This window comes from Burkholderia anthinoferrum (assembly GCF_002925705.1).
In the GTDB taxonomy this organism is placed as follows: Bacteria; Pseudomonadota; Gammaproteobacteria; order Burkholderiales; family Burkholderiaceae; genus Burkholderia; species Burkholderia semiarida.
The window spans coordinates 257683-271933 of record NZ_LFZP01000052.1; the positions used below are offsets into that span (position 1 = coordinate 257683).

The window sequence follows — 14251 nt, forward strand, 5'->3', positions numbered from 1 at the left end:
CCGTCACACGCCCCAGCGCGGAATGTGATGCGAACCCATCGAAATGCACACGTTCTTGATCTCCGCGAACACCTCGAAACTGTACTCGCCGCCCTCGCGCCCGGTGCCCGATTCCTTCACGCCGCCGAACGGCTGGCGCAGGTCGCGCACGTTCTGGCTGTTCACGAACACCATCCCGGCCTCGATGCCGCGCGCGAGCCGATGCACCTTGCCGACGTCCTGCGTCCAGATGTACGACGCGAGGCCGTACGACGTGTCGTTCGCGAGCCGCAGCCCTTCGTCTTCGTCCTCGAACGGGATGATGCACGCGACCGGCCCGAAGATCTCTTCCTGCGCGATGCGCATCCGGTTGTCGACGTCGGCGAATACGGTCGGCCGCACGAAGTTGCCGTTGCGCAGATGGTCGGGCAGCCCGGCCGGCTTGTCGGCGCCGCCCGCGACCACGCGCGCGCCTTCCTGCTCGCCGATGCGGATGTAGCCCGTCACCTTTTCCCAGTGCTGGCGCGTGATCATCGCGCCGAGATTCGTGCCCGGATCCGCTGGATCGCCGACCACCAGGTTGTTCGCGCGGCGTGCGAATTCCTGCACGAAGCGGTCGTAGATCGTGCGCTGCACGAAGATCCGCGAGCCGGCGGTGCAGCGTTCGCCGTTGATCGAGAAGATCGTGAACAGCGACGCGTCGAGCGCGCGGTCGAAATCGGCGTCGTCGAAGATCAGCACCGGCGACTTGCCGCCAAGCTCCATCGAATACTTCTTGAGGCCCGCGCGCTCCATGATCCGCTTGCCGGTGACGGTACCGCCGGTAAACGACACCGCGCGCACGTCCGGATGGCGCACGAGCGCGTCGCCGGCCGTCGCGCCGTAACCCTGCACGACGTTCAGCACGCCTGGCGGGATGCCGGCTTCGAGCGCGAGCCGGCCGAGCTGGTCGGCCGTCAGCGGCGACAGCTCCGACATCTTCAGCACGGCCGTGTTGCCGAGCGCGAGGCACGGCGCCGTCTTCCACGTGGCCGTCATGAACGGCACGTTCCACGGCGACACCAGCGCGCATACGCCGACCGGCTGGTACAGCGTGTAGTTCAGCATCTGGTCGTCGACCGGATAGGTGCGGCCGTTCATCTGCACGCACACTTCCGCGAAAAAGTTGAAGTTCTCCGACGCGCGCGGAATCAGCTGCTTGCTCGTCTGCGCGATCGGCAGGCCGGTGTCCTGCGTCTCCAGCGCGGCGAGCATCGGCACGTTCTTCTCGATGAGCTCGCCGAGCCTGCGCATCAGCTTCGCGCGCTCCTTCGCCGGCGTGTTCGCCCATTTCGGGAACGCTTCCTTCGCCGCGCGCACGGCCGCGTCGACCTCGGCCTCGCCGCCCGACGCGACGTCGGTGATGACTTCACCCGTCGCCGGGTTCAGCGTCGTGAAGGTGTCGCGGCTCTCCACTTCGCGGCCGCCGATCCAGTGCTTGATGGTCATGTGCTCTCCTTCCTTGGGCGACGGCTTCAGCCGGCGCGATAGTAGTCCGCTTCGCCGACGATCGTGTTCACGAGCCGGCCGATCCCTTCGATTTCGGTCACGACCTCGTCGCCCGGCTTCGTGTCGGCCAGCCCCTCGGGCGTGCCGGTCAGGATCAGGTCGCCCGGCGAGAGCGTCATGAAGCTGCTGATGTGCTCGATCAGCGCCGGCACGTCGAACACCATGTCGCGCGTGCTGCCGCGCTGCGTCTCGCGGCCGTTCACCGTCGTGCGCAGCGTGAGATCGCCCGCGTCGCCGATCTCGTCGCGGCTGACGAACCACGGCCCGAGCGGCGTGCAGGTGTCGCGGTTCTTCACGCGCAGGTTAGGCCGGTAGTAGTTCTCGAGATAGTCGCGGATCGCGTAGTCGTTCGCGACCGTATAGCCGGCCACGTAGTCGATCGCCTGCGCGCGGCTCACGTGGCGCGCGGGCCGGCCGATCACGACGGCCAGTTCGCACTCGTAGTGCATGTGCGTGGCGTCCGCCGGGCGTACGGTCAGCGACCGGTGGCCGATGAACGTGTTCGGCCCCTTCAGGAAAATCAGCGGTTCGCTCGGTGCGTTGAACGCGAGTTCCTTCGCGTGGTCCGCATAGTTCAGCCCGAGCGCGAACGTCGTGCGCGGCGCGACGGGCGGCAGCCATGCCACCGCGTCCTCGGCCACCACGCGCCCCGTATCGAGGCGGATCGCGCCGTCGCCGGCCGGTTCGGCCGCGTGGAGTGCGCCGTTGTAGATCACGCGCGCCGTCTTCATCGTGCTTCCTCCGCCATCAGCGTATGCCGCAACGTGCCGATGCCGGCCGCGGCGATCTCGATCGTGCTGCCCGCGCGGGCACGCGGTGCGCCGCCCGCGACGCCGAGCAGCAGCACGTCGCCCGCGTCGAACGACATGAAGGCCGTCACGTCGGCGATCAGCGCGCGCACCGGGCGAATCAGCGTCGCGGTCGACGCGGCCGCGGCCACCGCGCCGTCGATCCGCACCGTCAGGCCGATCGCGTCGACATCGGCGAGCGCGGCGGCCGGCACGATCGCCGGGCCGAGCGGGCAGAAGCCGTCGCGGCACTTGAAGCGCACGGCCGGGCGGTAGTAATCGGGATGCGGCACCGACACGTCGCTCGCGAGCGTGAAGCCGTGCACGTAGTCGAGCGCGTGCGCGGCCGGCACGCGCGTCGCACGCCGCGCGAACACGACGGCCACCGACGCGCCGATCTCCAGCGCGTCGACGCCGGCCGGCACGACGACGGCGGCGCCGTCGGCCGCATGTGTGTTGGCGGATTTGATGTACAGGATCGGCGCCTGCGGCGGGCGGCCGTAAGGCGGCGCGTTCACGGCATCGCCGAGCGCGTCGAGCGCCGCGCGCTCGTTGAGCAACGCGCCGTAGACGGTACCGATGGCGACCGGCAACGGCGGCGCCGCGGCGTTCGTGCAAGACAGCTCCATGCGTCGTTCCCCTGCCGCGCGTCGCGGCGCATCGTCAATAGTTAATATCTTAAGTAAACAATCGTGCGCTGGCAACCTCGATTACCCTGATACGCGAAATTCATCAGCTTCGGCTGTTAAGATTGATGCGTCCCCGACCTCTGCCCACCCCGATGAACCGTACGCTCGACCATCGCAACCTGGCCATGCTGCTGCTCGAGGCCCGCGAAACGCTGATGGGTCTGTTTCGCCCCATTCTCAAGGAATTCTCGCTGACCGAACAGCAATGGCGGATCATCCGCGTGCTCGACGGCGAACCGGCGCAGGCGCTCGAAGCCGGGCAGATCGCGAAACGCTGCTGCATCCTGAGCCCGAGCCTGACCGGCGTGCTGGAACGGATGGAGCGCGACGGCCTGATCACGCGCACGCGCGCGCAGGAGGATCAGCGCCGGCTGCTGGTCAGCCTGACGCCGCAAAGCAGGAAACTGGTGACGGAAATCGGTCCGCGCATCGACGAGCAATACCGGCAACTCGAGTCGCGGTTCGGCGAGGACGGCCTCGAGGACATCTACCGCGCGCTCGACCGGCTCATCGAGCTCGGCAGCGACGCGTGACGGCGGCGCCCGCTTCCGCGGCCTGCGGGAACGGGCGCCGGTGCGACGCGGGCGATCAGTGGAACGCGCCGCGCATCAGCTCGGTGACGGCCACCCCGCGTGACGTGCGCATGCACTCCTCGACGTAATCGATGAACGGCAACGGTTCGAAATCGATTTCATCGCGCACGCGGCGATTGTCGAATACGCGATCGACCGTCGCGAATTCCCCGCAGCGCTGCAGCGCCCGGCCGATCACGCGCTCCAGGGCCGGATCGCGGCGCCCGAGCACGTCGCGCACGACGAGCGGCAGTTCGGCCGGCGCGCATGCCGCGTAGCGCGGCGCCCCGGTCATTCCCGCCGCCTCGTCCATCGCGCGCACGATCTGCGCGACCTGCGGCGCCTCGTCGCCGGCCGACACGTGATAGACGTCGTGCGCGAGCGTCGGCTTGACGGCCAGCAGCATCGTCGCGCGCGCCACGTCGTCCACCGACACGATGTCGATGCGCGTCATCGGCCGCGCGGTGAAGCGGCGCGCCGCATGCGCGAGCCGGAACATCCAGAACGAATTCGGCGCGGGCCGCGTGCCGAGCACCGTGTGGCCGACCACGTGCGACGGCCGCACGACGACGAGCGGCAGCCCGAGCGCGCGCAGGCGCTGCTCCGTTTGCGCCTTCGCGTGCAGGTAGTCGGCCGCGAGCACCGCACCCGGCAGGCCTTCAGCGCCCGGCGCGGCATCGTTGCCCGCGGCGCGTTCCGCTTCCTCCTGCACGATCCCGCCGCGGCCCGCGTGCGCGTAGGCCGTGCCGACGTACACGAAGCGCTGCAGGCGCGGCGCGCGCGCAAAGCGTTCGGCGAAGCGCACCGCATCGGCGATGTCGGCCTGCAGGTGCGCGCCGTCGGCCGGCGATGCGTGGCCCGCGCAGTGAATCACGTGCGTCGCGCCGGCCAGGCGCGGCGCGTCGGCGCCGTGCCACACGTCGCCGAGCGCGCCGACGATCACGTTCGCTTCGGTCAGGCGCGATGCCCAGTACGGCGCGAGCCCCGCGCGCAGCGCGGCTTCACGCAGCCGCGCGACCGCATGGCCGCGGTCCTGCGCGCGCACGACGCACACCACGCGTTCGAGCAGCCCTGCATTGACGAGCGCCGTCAGCACGGTACTGCCGATGAAGCCCGTGGCGCCGGTCAGCACGAGCCGGCCGACGTTCGCCGCCGCGACCGGCGCGCTGGCCGGCGACACGAGGCTCGTGCGCCAGTTGAGCGACAACGCGGTTTTCCAGATCAGCACGATAGTCTCCTTCGAAGAATCGGCCGGGCGGCGCGGCGCCCGCGGTTGCGGGCCGGCGCACGGCTCAGCGGCCGGGCCGGGGCTGACGCGCGCCCCGGCGGCTCCCGATCGGGCGGACGCCCTGCGATCGCGTCGATCGCGCGCTGGCACGAGGCGGCGGCAGCCGGCGCGGACGGGCGTCCGCGCATGGGATCGGGAAGTGCCCAGTGTGGGGCTCGAACGCGTGCAAGTCTGTCCCGAAAGTTTCGTGAAAGTGTGCAGATTTGTACGCGATTGTCGGAGTGTGTCGTGCCGGCCGCCGCGTCGGAACGCTGAAACGTTCGGTGCGGCCGAGTTCGGGCGGTGCCCGATGGCGTCGGGCGGCCCGATTCGACGGCAGCCGGCGCGCGACAGATCGACGCGGGTGTCCGCCCGTCATCCCATCTCTTGACGGCCGCGCGTGTCCGGCCGGGCGCCGCGATCGCCGCTATCGCCCGTGTGTGCTGACGCATCGGGAATGACCATGCATCATCAGACGTCCTTTCATCTGAAACCGAAATGGACTCAATACGGATTTATTGCGGTTTATCACTTGCGTTTCACACCAGTCTATCTAGACTGTTCAAGTCAAATCGGTCGAACGTTTCAACTTTTCAGGAGAGGATCCAATGCGCCTCACCATTCGGATTAATGGCAGCGAATCGGCAACCCGGCATTCCTTCGCGGTCTTGTGGGTCGATACCGACGAGGGACTGTGGTCGCGCGAGGCACATCAGGGCATCGACCTTCCGACCTGGGGCAAGGTCCGCGACGTGCAGGGCGCGATGGCGCTCTGCGCGGCCGACAGCGGCAATGCCGTCTGTCAATTGAAGGGGCTGTCGTTCGACGCGATGCGGCGCGAACAGGGCCCCGCCGTGCTCGCCGGCGAGCATCCCGCAGGCGCGTGGCGGCTGCAGGCGGTCGATACCTGCACGACCCAGCCGGAATACCGCGAATTTATTTCCGTGGCCCGATAGGTATTATTGACCTGAATCGTCTGCGGTTTTCGGGTTTATTCCGACATCCACGATATTCATTTCGATATTCAGCATGAATGGCGCCTCGGCTCGAGGCGCTTTTCATTTTCGAGATTAAAGAAATAACCGGAGCACGGGCAATTGATCGCGTGCGGGACAATCCCGATCGATCGATGCCGGTCACCCCGTGCCCGGCCTCGGCGCACGGCGAATCGTCCGTGTTTCCCCCGCCGCAGCCGCCGCCGCATTCCGTTACGGCGCCGCCCTGCCCCCTTTTCGCTCCATTCTCGGGATCACCTACCATTCGCCTTTTTGCGGGGCCGGAACATACTTTCCCCACACGTTGTTTACTCATTTATTACAATCGCATTATTCAGACTGACCCGCCGCCGTCCGGCGGCCCGACCCGGCCTTTGCATGAGCGTGAAAAAAAAGACCCACCCCGCCGATCCGTACGCAGCGGCGACCAAGAATCCGATGCTCGCGTCGCGGCTGCCGATGTGGCGCTCTCGGCTGATCGTGGTCGTCGTGTTCCTCGCGTTCGCCGCGTTGATCGCCCGCGCTTTCTGGGTGCAGGTCGCGAACCAGGATTTCTACGTCGGCCAGGGCCAGAAGCGTTACCAGCGCACGATCGAGCTCGACGCGATGCGCGGGCGCATCGTCGACCGCAACGGCGCGATGCTCGCGGTCAGCCTGTCGACCTATGAAATCTGGGCGAACCCGAAACAGGTCGCCGACACCGATTATCCGCAGATCGCGAAGCTGCTCGACATGCCGCTCGTCGAGGTGAAGCGGCGTCTCGGCAACGACAAGACGTTCGTGCTGCTCAAGCGGCAGGTCGATGCGGATACCGCAAGCCGGCTCGACAAGCTCGCGATCGACGGCATCACGCAGATCGCCGATTCGAAACGTTTCTACCCGGAAGGCGAATCGGCCGCGCACGTGGTCGGCTTCACGAACGTCGAGGACAAGGGCCAGGAAGGCGTCGAGCTGGCGGCGAATGCGCGCCTGCAAGGTACGTCCGGCCAGCGCGAGGTGATACGCGATCGGCTCGGCCGCATCGTGTCGGACACGCGCCCGCTCGTGCCCGCGCAGCACGGCGCGACGATCGAACTGACGATCGACCGCCGCATCCAGCAGCTCGCCTTCAGCCAGCTCAAGGCGGCCGTGATCGAAAACAACGCGGTGGCCGGCAGCGTCGTCGTACTCGACGCGCAGAACGGCGAGATTCTCGCGCTCGCGAACTATCCGACCTTCGACCCGAACGATCGCGCCCGCCTCACCGGCCAGCAATTGCGCAACCGCGCGGTGGTGGACACGTTCGAACCGGGCTCGACGATCAAGCCGCTCGTCGTCGCGCTGTCGATCGACGAGCGCAAGGTCACGCCGAACACGATCATCAACACGTCGCCGGGCACCTACAAGATCGGCCCGGCCGTGATCCACGACACATCGAACCACGGGTCGCTGACGGTGTCGCAGGCGCTGCAGAAGTCGAGCAACGTCGCGCTCGCGAAACTCGCGCTGAACCTGCCCGCCGAAACGATCTGGAACAAATACCAGGAATACGGGATCGGCCGCGCGCCGGAACTGACGTTCCCCGGCGTCGCGTCGGGCCGGCTGCGCGGCTACAAGCGTTGGCGGCCGATCGAGCAGGCGACGATGGCGTACGGCTACGGGCTGTCGATGTCGCTGCTGCAGATCGCGCAGACCTACACCGCCTATGCGGGCGACGGCACGCTGCATCCGGTGTCGCTGCTGAAGAACGGCACCGACCAGCAGACGATCGACGCGCACCGCGGCCACCGCGTGACGTCGCCGCAAACGGCCGCCGCGATCCGCTCGATGCTCGAGATGGCGGTGGGTGAAGGCGGCACGGGGCGCCGCGCGCGCGTCGACGGCTACCGGATCGGCGGCAAGACGGGTACCGCGCGCAAGCAGGTTGGCGCGAGCTACGCGAAGGGCAAGTACCGCGCGCTGTTCGCGGGGATGGCGCCGATGAGCAACCCGCGCCTGATCGTCGCGGTGATGATCGACGAGCCGCGCGGCAAGGGCTACTACGGCGGCACGGTGGCCGGCCCGGTGTTCGCGTCGGTCACGAGCGGCGCGCTGCAGTTGCTCGGCGTGCCGCCCGATGCACCGGTCGAACCGGAAGAGAATGCGCCGGCGAAGGCCGGCGCGCCGCAGAAGACGGTCGCGGCGCCGAAACCGGCGGCGCCGGCAACGACGGCCGCGCAGTCCACCCGCCCCGCGCCCGCGAAAGTGGCCGCCGCAGGCTGACGAAGCCAGGCGCGCCGCCGCGCGCCGTCAATGCGCGGCCGCGACCGGCTTCACCATCCGGCCGAGCACGTGCTCGGTCATCCCGCGCGCGAGTTCGGTCTCGCCCATGAACACGGTGCCGATGCCCTCGTTCGACAGCAGCGCGGCCTCGTCGCCGCTGTTCGTGCAGAGCACGACCTCGAGCGTCGGGTTGAGCGTGCGCGAGATCTCGACGATCTGCCGCACGTCGAATACGTCGGGCAGCGTGACGACCAGCATCCCGGCGCGGGCGATATGCGCCTGCACGAGCACGATCGGCTCGATCGCGTCGCCCGACACGGCCGCGATGCCGTCCGCGCGCAGCTTCTCGACGAGCTCGCGATTCTGCTCGACGACGACATACGCAATCGAGCGCTCGTCCAGCGCATGCGCGATTCGCGTGCCGACCTTGCCATAGCCGACGATCACGACCTGCCCGGTCAGGTGCGTCTGCGGCGTCGACATCGGCAGCGCGGCGAGCGGATCGTCGCGCGCCTCGAGCTTGCGCGCGAACGCCGAATGCTTGCGGATCCATGCGAGCGCCGGATCGATCATCGCGAACAGCAGCGTATTCATCGCGATCGAGATCAGCGCGACCGCGAGAATCAGGCTCTGCCCCTCGGCCGATAGCAGCCCGAGCGCGCGGCCGAGCCCCGCGAGGATGAACGAGAATTCGCCGATCTGCGCGAGGCCGGCCCCCACCGTCAGCGCGGTGTTCAGCGGATAGCGGAACGCGATCACGAGCGCGACGGCCGCGAGCGTCTTGCCGATCAGCACGATGCCCGCGACCTCGATCACGTGCAGCGGCTCGTCGAGCAGCACCTTCGGGTCGAACAGCATGCCGACCGAGATGAAGAACAGCACCGAGAACGCATCGCGCAGCGGCAGCGTCTCGTCGGCCGCGCGCCGGCTGAATTCCGATTCGCGCATCATCATCCCGGCGAAGAAGGCGCCAAGCGCGAACGACACGTCGAACAGCTTCGCGGCGCCGAACGCGATGCCGACCGCGGCCGCGATCATGCACAGCGTGAACAGCTCGCGCGAGCCCGTGCGCGCGACGAGCCACAGAATGCGCGGGAACACGCGCTTGCCGACCACCAGCATCAGCGCGATGAACGCGGCGACCTTCAGCATCGTGACGCCGAGCGTGCCCCACACGCTGCCGCCGGCCGCCTGCGCGTCGCCGGGCGGCGTGCCGCCGAGCAGCCCCGCCACCGGCGGCAGCAGCACCAGCACGAGCACCATCACGAGATCCTCGACGACCAGCCAGCCGACCGCGATGCGCCCGTTGACCGTCTCGACGAGCCCGCGCCCCTCGAGCGCGCGCAGCAGCACGACGGTGCTCGCGACCGACAGCGCCAGCCCGAACACGAGCGCCGCACCGAGGCTCCAGCCCCAGGTGAGCGCCAGCCCGCCGCCGAGCAGCGTCGCGACGGTGATCTGCACGATGGCGCCCGGCAGCGCGATCTTGCGCACCGCGAGCAGATCGCCCAGCGAGAAATGCAGGCCGACGCCGAACATCAACAGCATCACGCCGACTTCGGCGAGTTGCTGCGCGAGCGACAGGTCGCCGACGAAGCCGGGCGTGCCGGGCCCGATCACGATCCCGGCGAGCAGATAGCCGACGAGCGGCGGCATTTTCAGCAGCGACGCGAGGTAACCGAAAATCATCGCGAGACCGAAACCGGCCGCGAGCAACGCAATCAGGCTGACGTCATGAGGCATCCCCCCTCCCAAGCTCTTGTAACGATTTAGTAAGGTTCAAGAGTGAAAGGATACGGGATGAGGCGGAAGAATGGCGCGCGGCCGCGAAAATTTCGCGCGGCGGCGCGGGTTGGCGGGGCGCGACCCCGGCGAAGACTGATGCGTCGCGGGCCCGGTCACGCATCGACGCGGACCGGGTGACAGGCGGGGCCGGCGCCCCGCCGCCCCGCCGTCAGCGCGACGCTTGCGGGAATCGCGCGCCCGGCGGCGGCTCGGGCCGCGTCGACGGCACGCTCTTGCGCACCTTCGCGACCTGCGCGGCCGTCACCGGCGTGCCCGTGTTGCCCCAGCTCGTGCGCACGAAGTTCGACACGTCCGCGACTTCCTGGTCCGACAGGCGCCAGCCGAACGGCGGCATCGTGAAGGTCGACGGCGCGGTGCGCGTGCCCTGCAGCGCGCTGCCTTCCAGCACGACGTGAATCAGCGACGTCGGATCGTCGCCCTGCACCACCGGGTTGCCGGCGAGCGCCGGGAACACGCGCGTGTAGCCGTGGCCGTCGCTGCGGTGACAGGCCATGCAGTTGTCGCGATAGACGGCCGCGCCCGGCTTGCTCGCGTCGCCCGTCTGCAGCGCCTTCGCCGCGGCCGCGTCGTACACGTGCGGCTGCTCGCCCTGCACGCGCGGCGGTAACGTCTTCAGGTAGCGCGCGATCGCGTTCAGGTCGTCGTCGGTCATGTGCTGCATGCTGTGGCCGACCACGTCCGTCATCCCGCCGAACGCGGCCGTGCGCAGCGTGCGGCCCGTCTTCAGGAACTGCACGATCTCGGTTTCGCTCCACGCGCCGAGGCCCGTGCGCGGCTCGCCGCGCAGGCTCGTCGGCACCCAGCCGTCGATCGCCGCGCCGCCGGCCAGGAAGTCGAGGCCGTCCGCGTCGGTCAGCCCGCGCTCCTGCATCGTCGGCGCGCGCGGCGTGTGGCACGCGCCGCAGTGGCCGAGGCCCTGCACGAGATACGCGCCGCGTGCGACCGCCGGGTCGCTGTACGACGCCGCGTCGAACGGCTTCGGCGACGGCGCGAACATCTTGCGCCAGATGCCGAGCGGCCAGCGCATCGACAGCGGCCACACGATGTCGACCGCGCGGTTCTCGTGCTCGACCGGCGCGACGCCGTGCATGAAGTATGCGTACAGTGCCTTCATGTCGTCGTCGGTCAGCCGCGAATACGACGGGAACGGCATCGCCGGATACATCGTGTCGCCGTTCTTGCGCACGCCTTCGCGCACCGCGCGGGTGAAGTCCTCGTAAGTCCAGCCGCCGAGACCCGTCTTCGGGTCCGGCGTGATGTTCGTCGAGTAGATCGCGCCGATCGGCGTGTCGAACTTCAGGCCGCCCGCGAACGGCTTGCCGCCGCTCGCGGTGTGGCATGCGATGCAGTCGCCGGCGCGGGCGAGGTATTCGCCGCGCTTGATCAGGGCCGCGTCGGCGGATTGGGCGGCCGGTGCGGCCGCCGGGCCGGAGGCTGCCGCGGGGGCCGCCGGTTGCGCAAGCGCCGCCGAGCCCGCGAAGCCGAACGCGGCCCAGGCCGCACCGGCCGCCAGCGCGCGCGACATCCGGCGCGCGACGTTGTGGTTCATCGTCCTCTTCATGCGGTCACCAGCGGGGCGGGATTTTTCAGGTACTGCTCGCGGATCGCACGTGCCGACCAGTAGGCCAGCGCCGCGATGATCCCGGTCGGGTTGTAGCCGATGCCCTGCGGCAGCGCGGACGCGCCCATCACGAACACGTTGTGCACGTCCCAGCACTGCAGGTAGCGGTTCAGCACGCTCGTCTTCGGGTCGGTGCCCATGATCGCGCCGCCGACGAGATGGGTCGTCTGGTACTGGCGCGAGTCGAAGTGCTTGCCGAACTCGCGCGTCGACACGCCGATCGCCTTCGGCCCCATCGCCTCCGCAATCTTCTTCATCTGGCCGGTCACGTACTGCGCCATCCTGATGTCGTTGTCCTTCCAGTCGAACGTCATCCGCAACAGCGGCTGGCCGTACGAATCGCGATAGGTCGGATCGAGGTCGAGATACACGTCGCGGTACGACATGTTGGTGCCGTGCGCGTCCATCGAGATCGTGTGCGCGTAGTTGTCCTTCACGGCCTTCTTCCATGCCGAGCCCCATTGCGGCGTGCCGGGCGGTGTCGCGATGCCGCTGATCGGCTTCACGCCGGCCTGGTTCACCCACAGCGGCGAGCCGCCGACGAAGCCGAGCGGGCCGTGGTCGAAGTTGTCCGCGTTGAAATCGTCCACCGCGACGCCGTTGCCGCCCGCGCCGATGAACGGATTCGTGTAGGTGTCCTTGTCGAAGAACGCCTTGATCGTCGACAGGTTCTGGTACGCGAAATTGCGGCCGACCACGCCTTCGCCCGACACCGGGTCGTACGGCTTGCCGATGCCCGACAGCAGCAGCAGGTGCACGTTGTGATACTGGAACGCGGCCACGATCACGAGATCGGCCGGCTGGTGCACTTCACGCCCGGCCGGATCGACGTAGGTCACGCCGGTCGCGCGCTTCTTCGTGTCGTCGAGATCGACGCGCAGCACGTGGCACTTCGAGCGCAGCTCGAAGTTCGGCGCCTGCTTCAGCGCCGGCAGGATGTTCAGGTTCGGCGACGCCTTCGAATACATGTAGCACGCGTAGCCGCTGCAGTAGCCGCAGAAGTTGCACGGGCCCATCTGCACGCCGTACGGGTTCGTGTACGGCCCCGACGTGTTCGCGGACGGCAGCCGGTACGGATGCAAGCCGAGCGAGCGGGCCGCATCGAAGAAGCGCTGCGCCGAATACGTATTGAGCTGCGCGGGCAGCGGGAAGTGGTCGCTGCGGTTGGCCTCGAACACGTTGCCGTCGCCGACCACCTTGCCGCCGACCTTGTACGCCTGCCCCGACGTGCCGAACACCTTCTCGGCGAAATCGAAATGCGGCTCGAGCTCCTCGTAGGTCACGCCCGTGTCCTGGATCGTCATCCCTTCGGGGATGAACTTCTTGCCGTAGCGCTCTTCGTAGTGGCTGCGCAGGCGCAGCTCTTCCGGCGTGATCCGGAAGTGCACGCCCGACCAGTGCAGCCCCGCGCCGCCCACGCCTTCGCCCGGCAGGAACGCGGCGAGCTGCCGGTACGGCAGCGCGGTGTCCTGCAGCCCGTGGCGAATCGACACGGTCGTCTTCGACAGGTCGAGAAACAGCTTCTTGCGGATGTTGTAGGTCAGCTCGTCGATCGTGTTCGGGTACGCGCCGTCCGGGTAGGTGTCGCGATATTCGCCGCGCTCGAGCGCGACGACGTTCAAACCGGCTTCGGTCAGTTCCTTCGCGAGAATCGCGCCGGTCCAGCCGAACCCGACGATCACCGCGTCGACATGCGGCTTCTTGTCTGCGGCCATCAGCTGCGCTCCCCGTTGATCGAGACGGGGCCGTACGGATAGGGCTTGCCGCTCTGGTTGACGAAATCCATGAAGTCCGCGCGCGCGCCCGGGAAACCGATCATCTTCCACGCGGCCATGTCGCGATTGCCGCCATGCACCGGATCGCAGAAGTAGCCCTCGCGCGTGTTCTGCAGCAACTGGCCGAGAAACACGCCGGGCGGCACGTCGTCGATCTGCGCGCCGCCCTTCTCCAGCGCGCCGAGCACCGTGTCGCGCGTCGGCGCGTCGAGATCCGCGAACGCCTTGCCGTGCGCCTTTTCGCAATAGCGGTTGACGGCCGCGATGCCGAGCCGGTAGATGTCGCGCGGCACGAGCTTCAACTGGTAGCCGAGCTCAGGCACGCCCTGCTGGAACGGCCCCTGCATGTACCACGTCGCGCCGTGCGCATACGGTGTCTCCATCTGGCGATCGATGAATTCGGGCACGCCGGCTTCGAGCGCGCCGGGGCCTTCGGCATCGGCCGGAATCAGCCGGTCGACGGCGGCCTGGACGAACGCCCATTCCTTCGCATCGAAAAAGGTCGGCTTGTACGGCGCGCGCTCGGCGCCGGCCGACGCGGCGGATGCATTGCCAGCCGTCGTCGCGGACGGCGACGACGAGCGCAGGTCGCAGCCGGCGACCGACGCGATCGGCACGAGCGCGACCGACGTGCGCAGGAAACGGCGACGCGAATTGGGTTTGTCAGGTGGCGTGGACATGGTCGGATGTTGATCGTTGGGGATCGGGGTTCGGACGCGCGCATTCCGCATGCCGCGTGCCCGGCAGGCAGCCGTGCCGCACGCGGCCGGTCGCCCTGTTCTTTCGTGTGTTGCGCACAACCTCGATTGCAGGCGCCCGGCCGCGAGCCGCGGTGGCGCCGTCATTGCAGCCGCACCCCGCCCCGGTACCGGTGGCGCTGTGCGGATCGACCTCTTCGCGGGCCCTATCGTCGGACAAATACCGGCATCAGCCTGCATCTCTCCGTCATCGCCCATGACCCTTGTTCAAC

General features: G+C 68.4%; 11 protein-coding genes. 3 read left to right on the plus strand and 8 right to left on the minus strand.

From position 1 onward, the window contains the following. Positions 1 to 3: 3 nt before the first annotated feature. The 3 genes from hpaE to C5F75_RS23835 are packed head-to-tail and all read right to left on the minus strand — an operon-like array spanning position 4 to position 2944. Positions 4 to 1467: a 5-carboxymethyl-2-hydroxymuconate semialdehyde dehydrogenase gene (gene hpaE, locus C5F75_RS23825; protein WP_059574595.1), complete on the minus strand. Its 1464-nt coding sequence runs from the start codon at positions 1465 to 1467 to the stop codon at positions 4 to 6. A 26-nt stretch (positions 1468 to 1493) separates the two neighbouring features. Beyond that, on the minus strand, positions 1494 to 2258 hold the full coding sequence (locus C5F75_RS23830; protein WP_059574597.1) for a fumarylacetoacetate hydrolase family protein: 765 nt from the start codon (positions 2256 to 2258) through the stop codon (positions 1494 to 1496). Next, positions 2255 to 2944: a fumarylacetoacetate hydrolase family protein gene (locus tag C5F75_RS23835; RefSeq protein ID WP_059574599.1), complete on the minus strand. Its 690-nt coding sequence runs from the start codon at positions 2942 to 2944 to the stop codon at positions 2255 to 2257. Before C5F75_RS23835 ends, C5F75_RS23830 begins: the two co-directional genes overlap by 4 nt. 152 nt (positions 2945 to 3096) lie before the next feature. Here C5F75_RS23835 and hpaR point away from each other — a divergent pair, with 152 nt between their 5' ends. Further along, the gene (gene hpaR, locus C5F75_RS23840; protein WP_059574601.1) at positions 3097 to 3537 is read left to right on the plus strand and encodes a homoprotocatechuate degradation operon regulator HpaR; all 441 of its coding nucleotides are present in this window, start codon (positions 3097 to 3099) and stop codon (positions 3535 to 3537) included. A 55-nt stretch (positions 3538 to 3592) separates the two neighbouring features. Here the strand turns inward: hpaR and C5F75_RS23845 are convergent, their stop codons facing one another. Beyond that, on the minus strand, positions 3593 to 4804 hold the full coding sequence (locus C5F75_RS23845; RefSeq protein ID WP_059574603.1) for an SDR family oxidoreductase: 1212 nt from the start codon (positions 4802 to 4804) through the stop codon (positions 3593 to 3595). Positions 4805 to 5451: 647 nt separating this feature from the next. On the opposite strand from C5F75_RS23845, the gene C5F75_RS23850 reads away from it, so the two are divergent. After that, positions 5452 to 5799: a DUF3564 family protein gene (locus C5F75_RS23850; protein WP_059574605.1), complete on the plus strand. Its 348-nt coding sequence runs from the start codon at positions 5452 to 5454 to the stop codon at positions 5797 to 5799. 417 nt (positions 5800 to 6216) lie between these two features. Continuing rightward, a complete protein-coding gene (locus C5F75_RS23855) occupies positions 6217 to 8079 on the plus strand; it encodes a peptidoglycan D,D-transpeptidase FtsI family protein (protein ID WP_059574607.1) in 1863 nt (620 codons plus the stop codon). Positions 8080 to 8106: 27 nt separating this feature from the next. On the opposite strand, the gene C5F75_RS23860 is transcribed toward C5F75_RS23855, so the two are convergent. The 4 genes from C5F75_RS23860 to C5F75_RS23875 all read right to left on the minus strand — a co-directional run bounded on the left by C5F75_RS23860 (position 8107) and on the right by C5F75_RS23875 (position 13961). Then, a complete protein-coding gene (locus C5F75_RS23860) occupies positions 8107 to 9822 on the minus strand; it encodes a cation:proton antiporter domain-containing protein (RefSeq protein WP_104012800.1) in 1716 nt (571 codons plus the stop codon). 211 nt (positions 9823 to 10033) lie between these two features. Continuing rightward, complete coding sequence (locus tag C5F75_RS23865; RefSeq protein ID WP_104012801.1) at positions 10034 to 11446, minus strand: c-type cytochrome; 1413 nt, start codon at positions 11444 to 11446, stop codon at positions 10034 to 10036. Continuing rightward, positions 11443 to 13221, minus strand: a complete 1779-nt coding sequence (locus tag C5F75_RS23870) for a GMC family oxidoreductase (RefSeq protein ID WP_104012802.1) — start codon at positions 13219 to 13221, stop codon at positions 11443 to 11445. The genes C5F75_RS23865 and C5F75_RS23870 overlap by 4 nt, the downstream gene beginning before the upstream one ends. After that, positions 13221 to 13961, minus strand: a complete 741-nt coding sequence (locus C5F75_RS23875; RefSeq protein ID WP_059574615.1) for a gluconate 2-dehydrogenase subunit 3 family protein — start codon at positions 13959 to 13961, stop codon at positions 13221 to 13223. The genes C5F75_RS23870 and C5F75_RS23875 overlap by 1 nt, the downstream gene beginning before the upstream one ends. Positions 13962 to 14251: the final 290 nt, after the last annotated feature.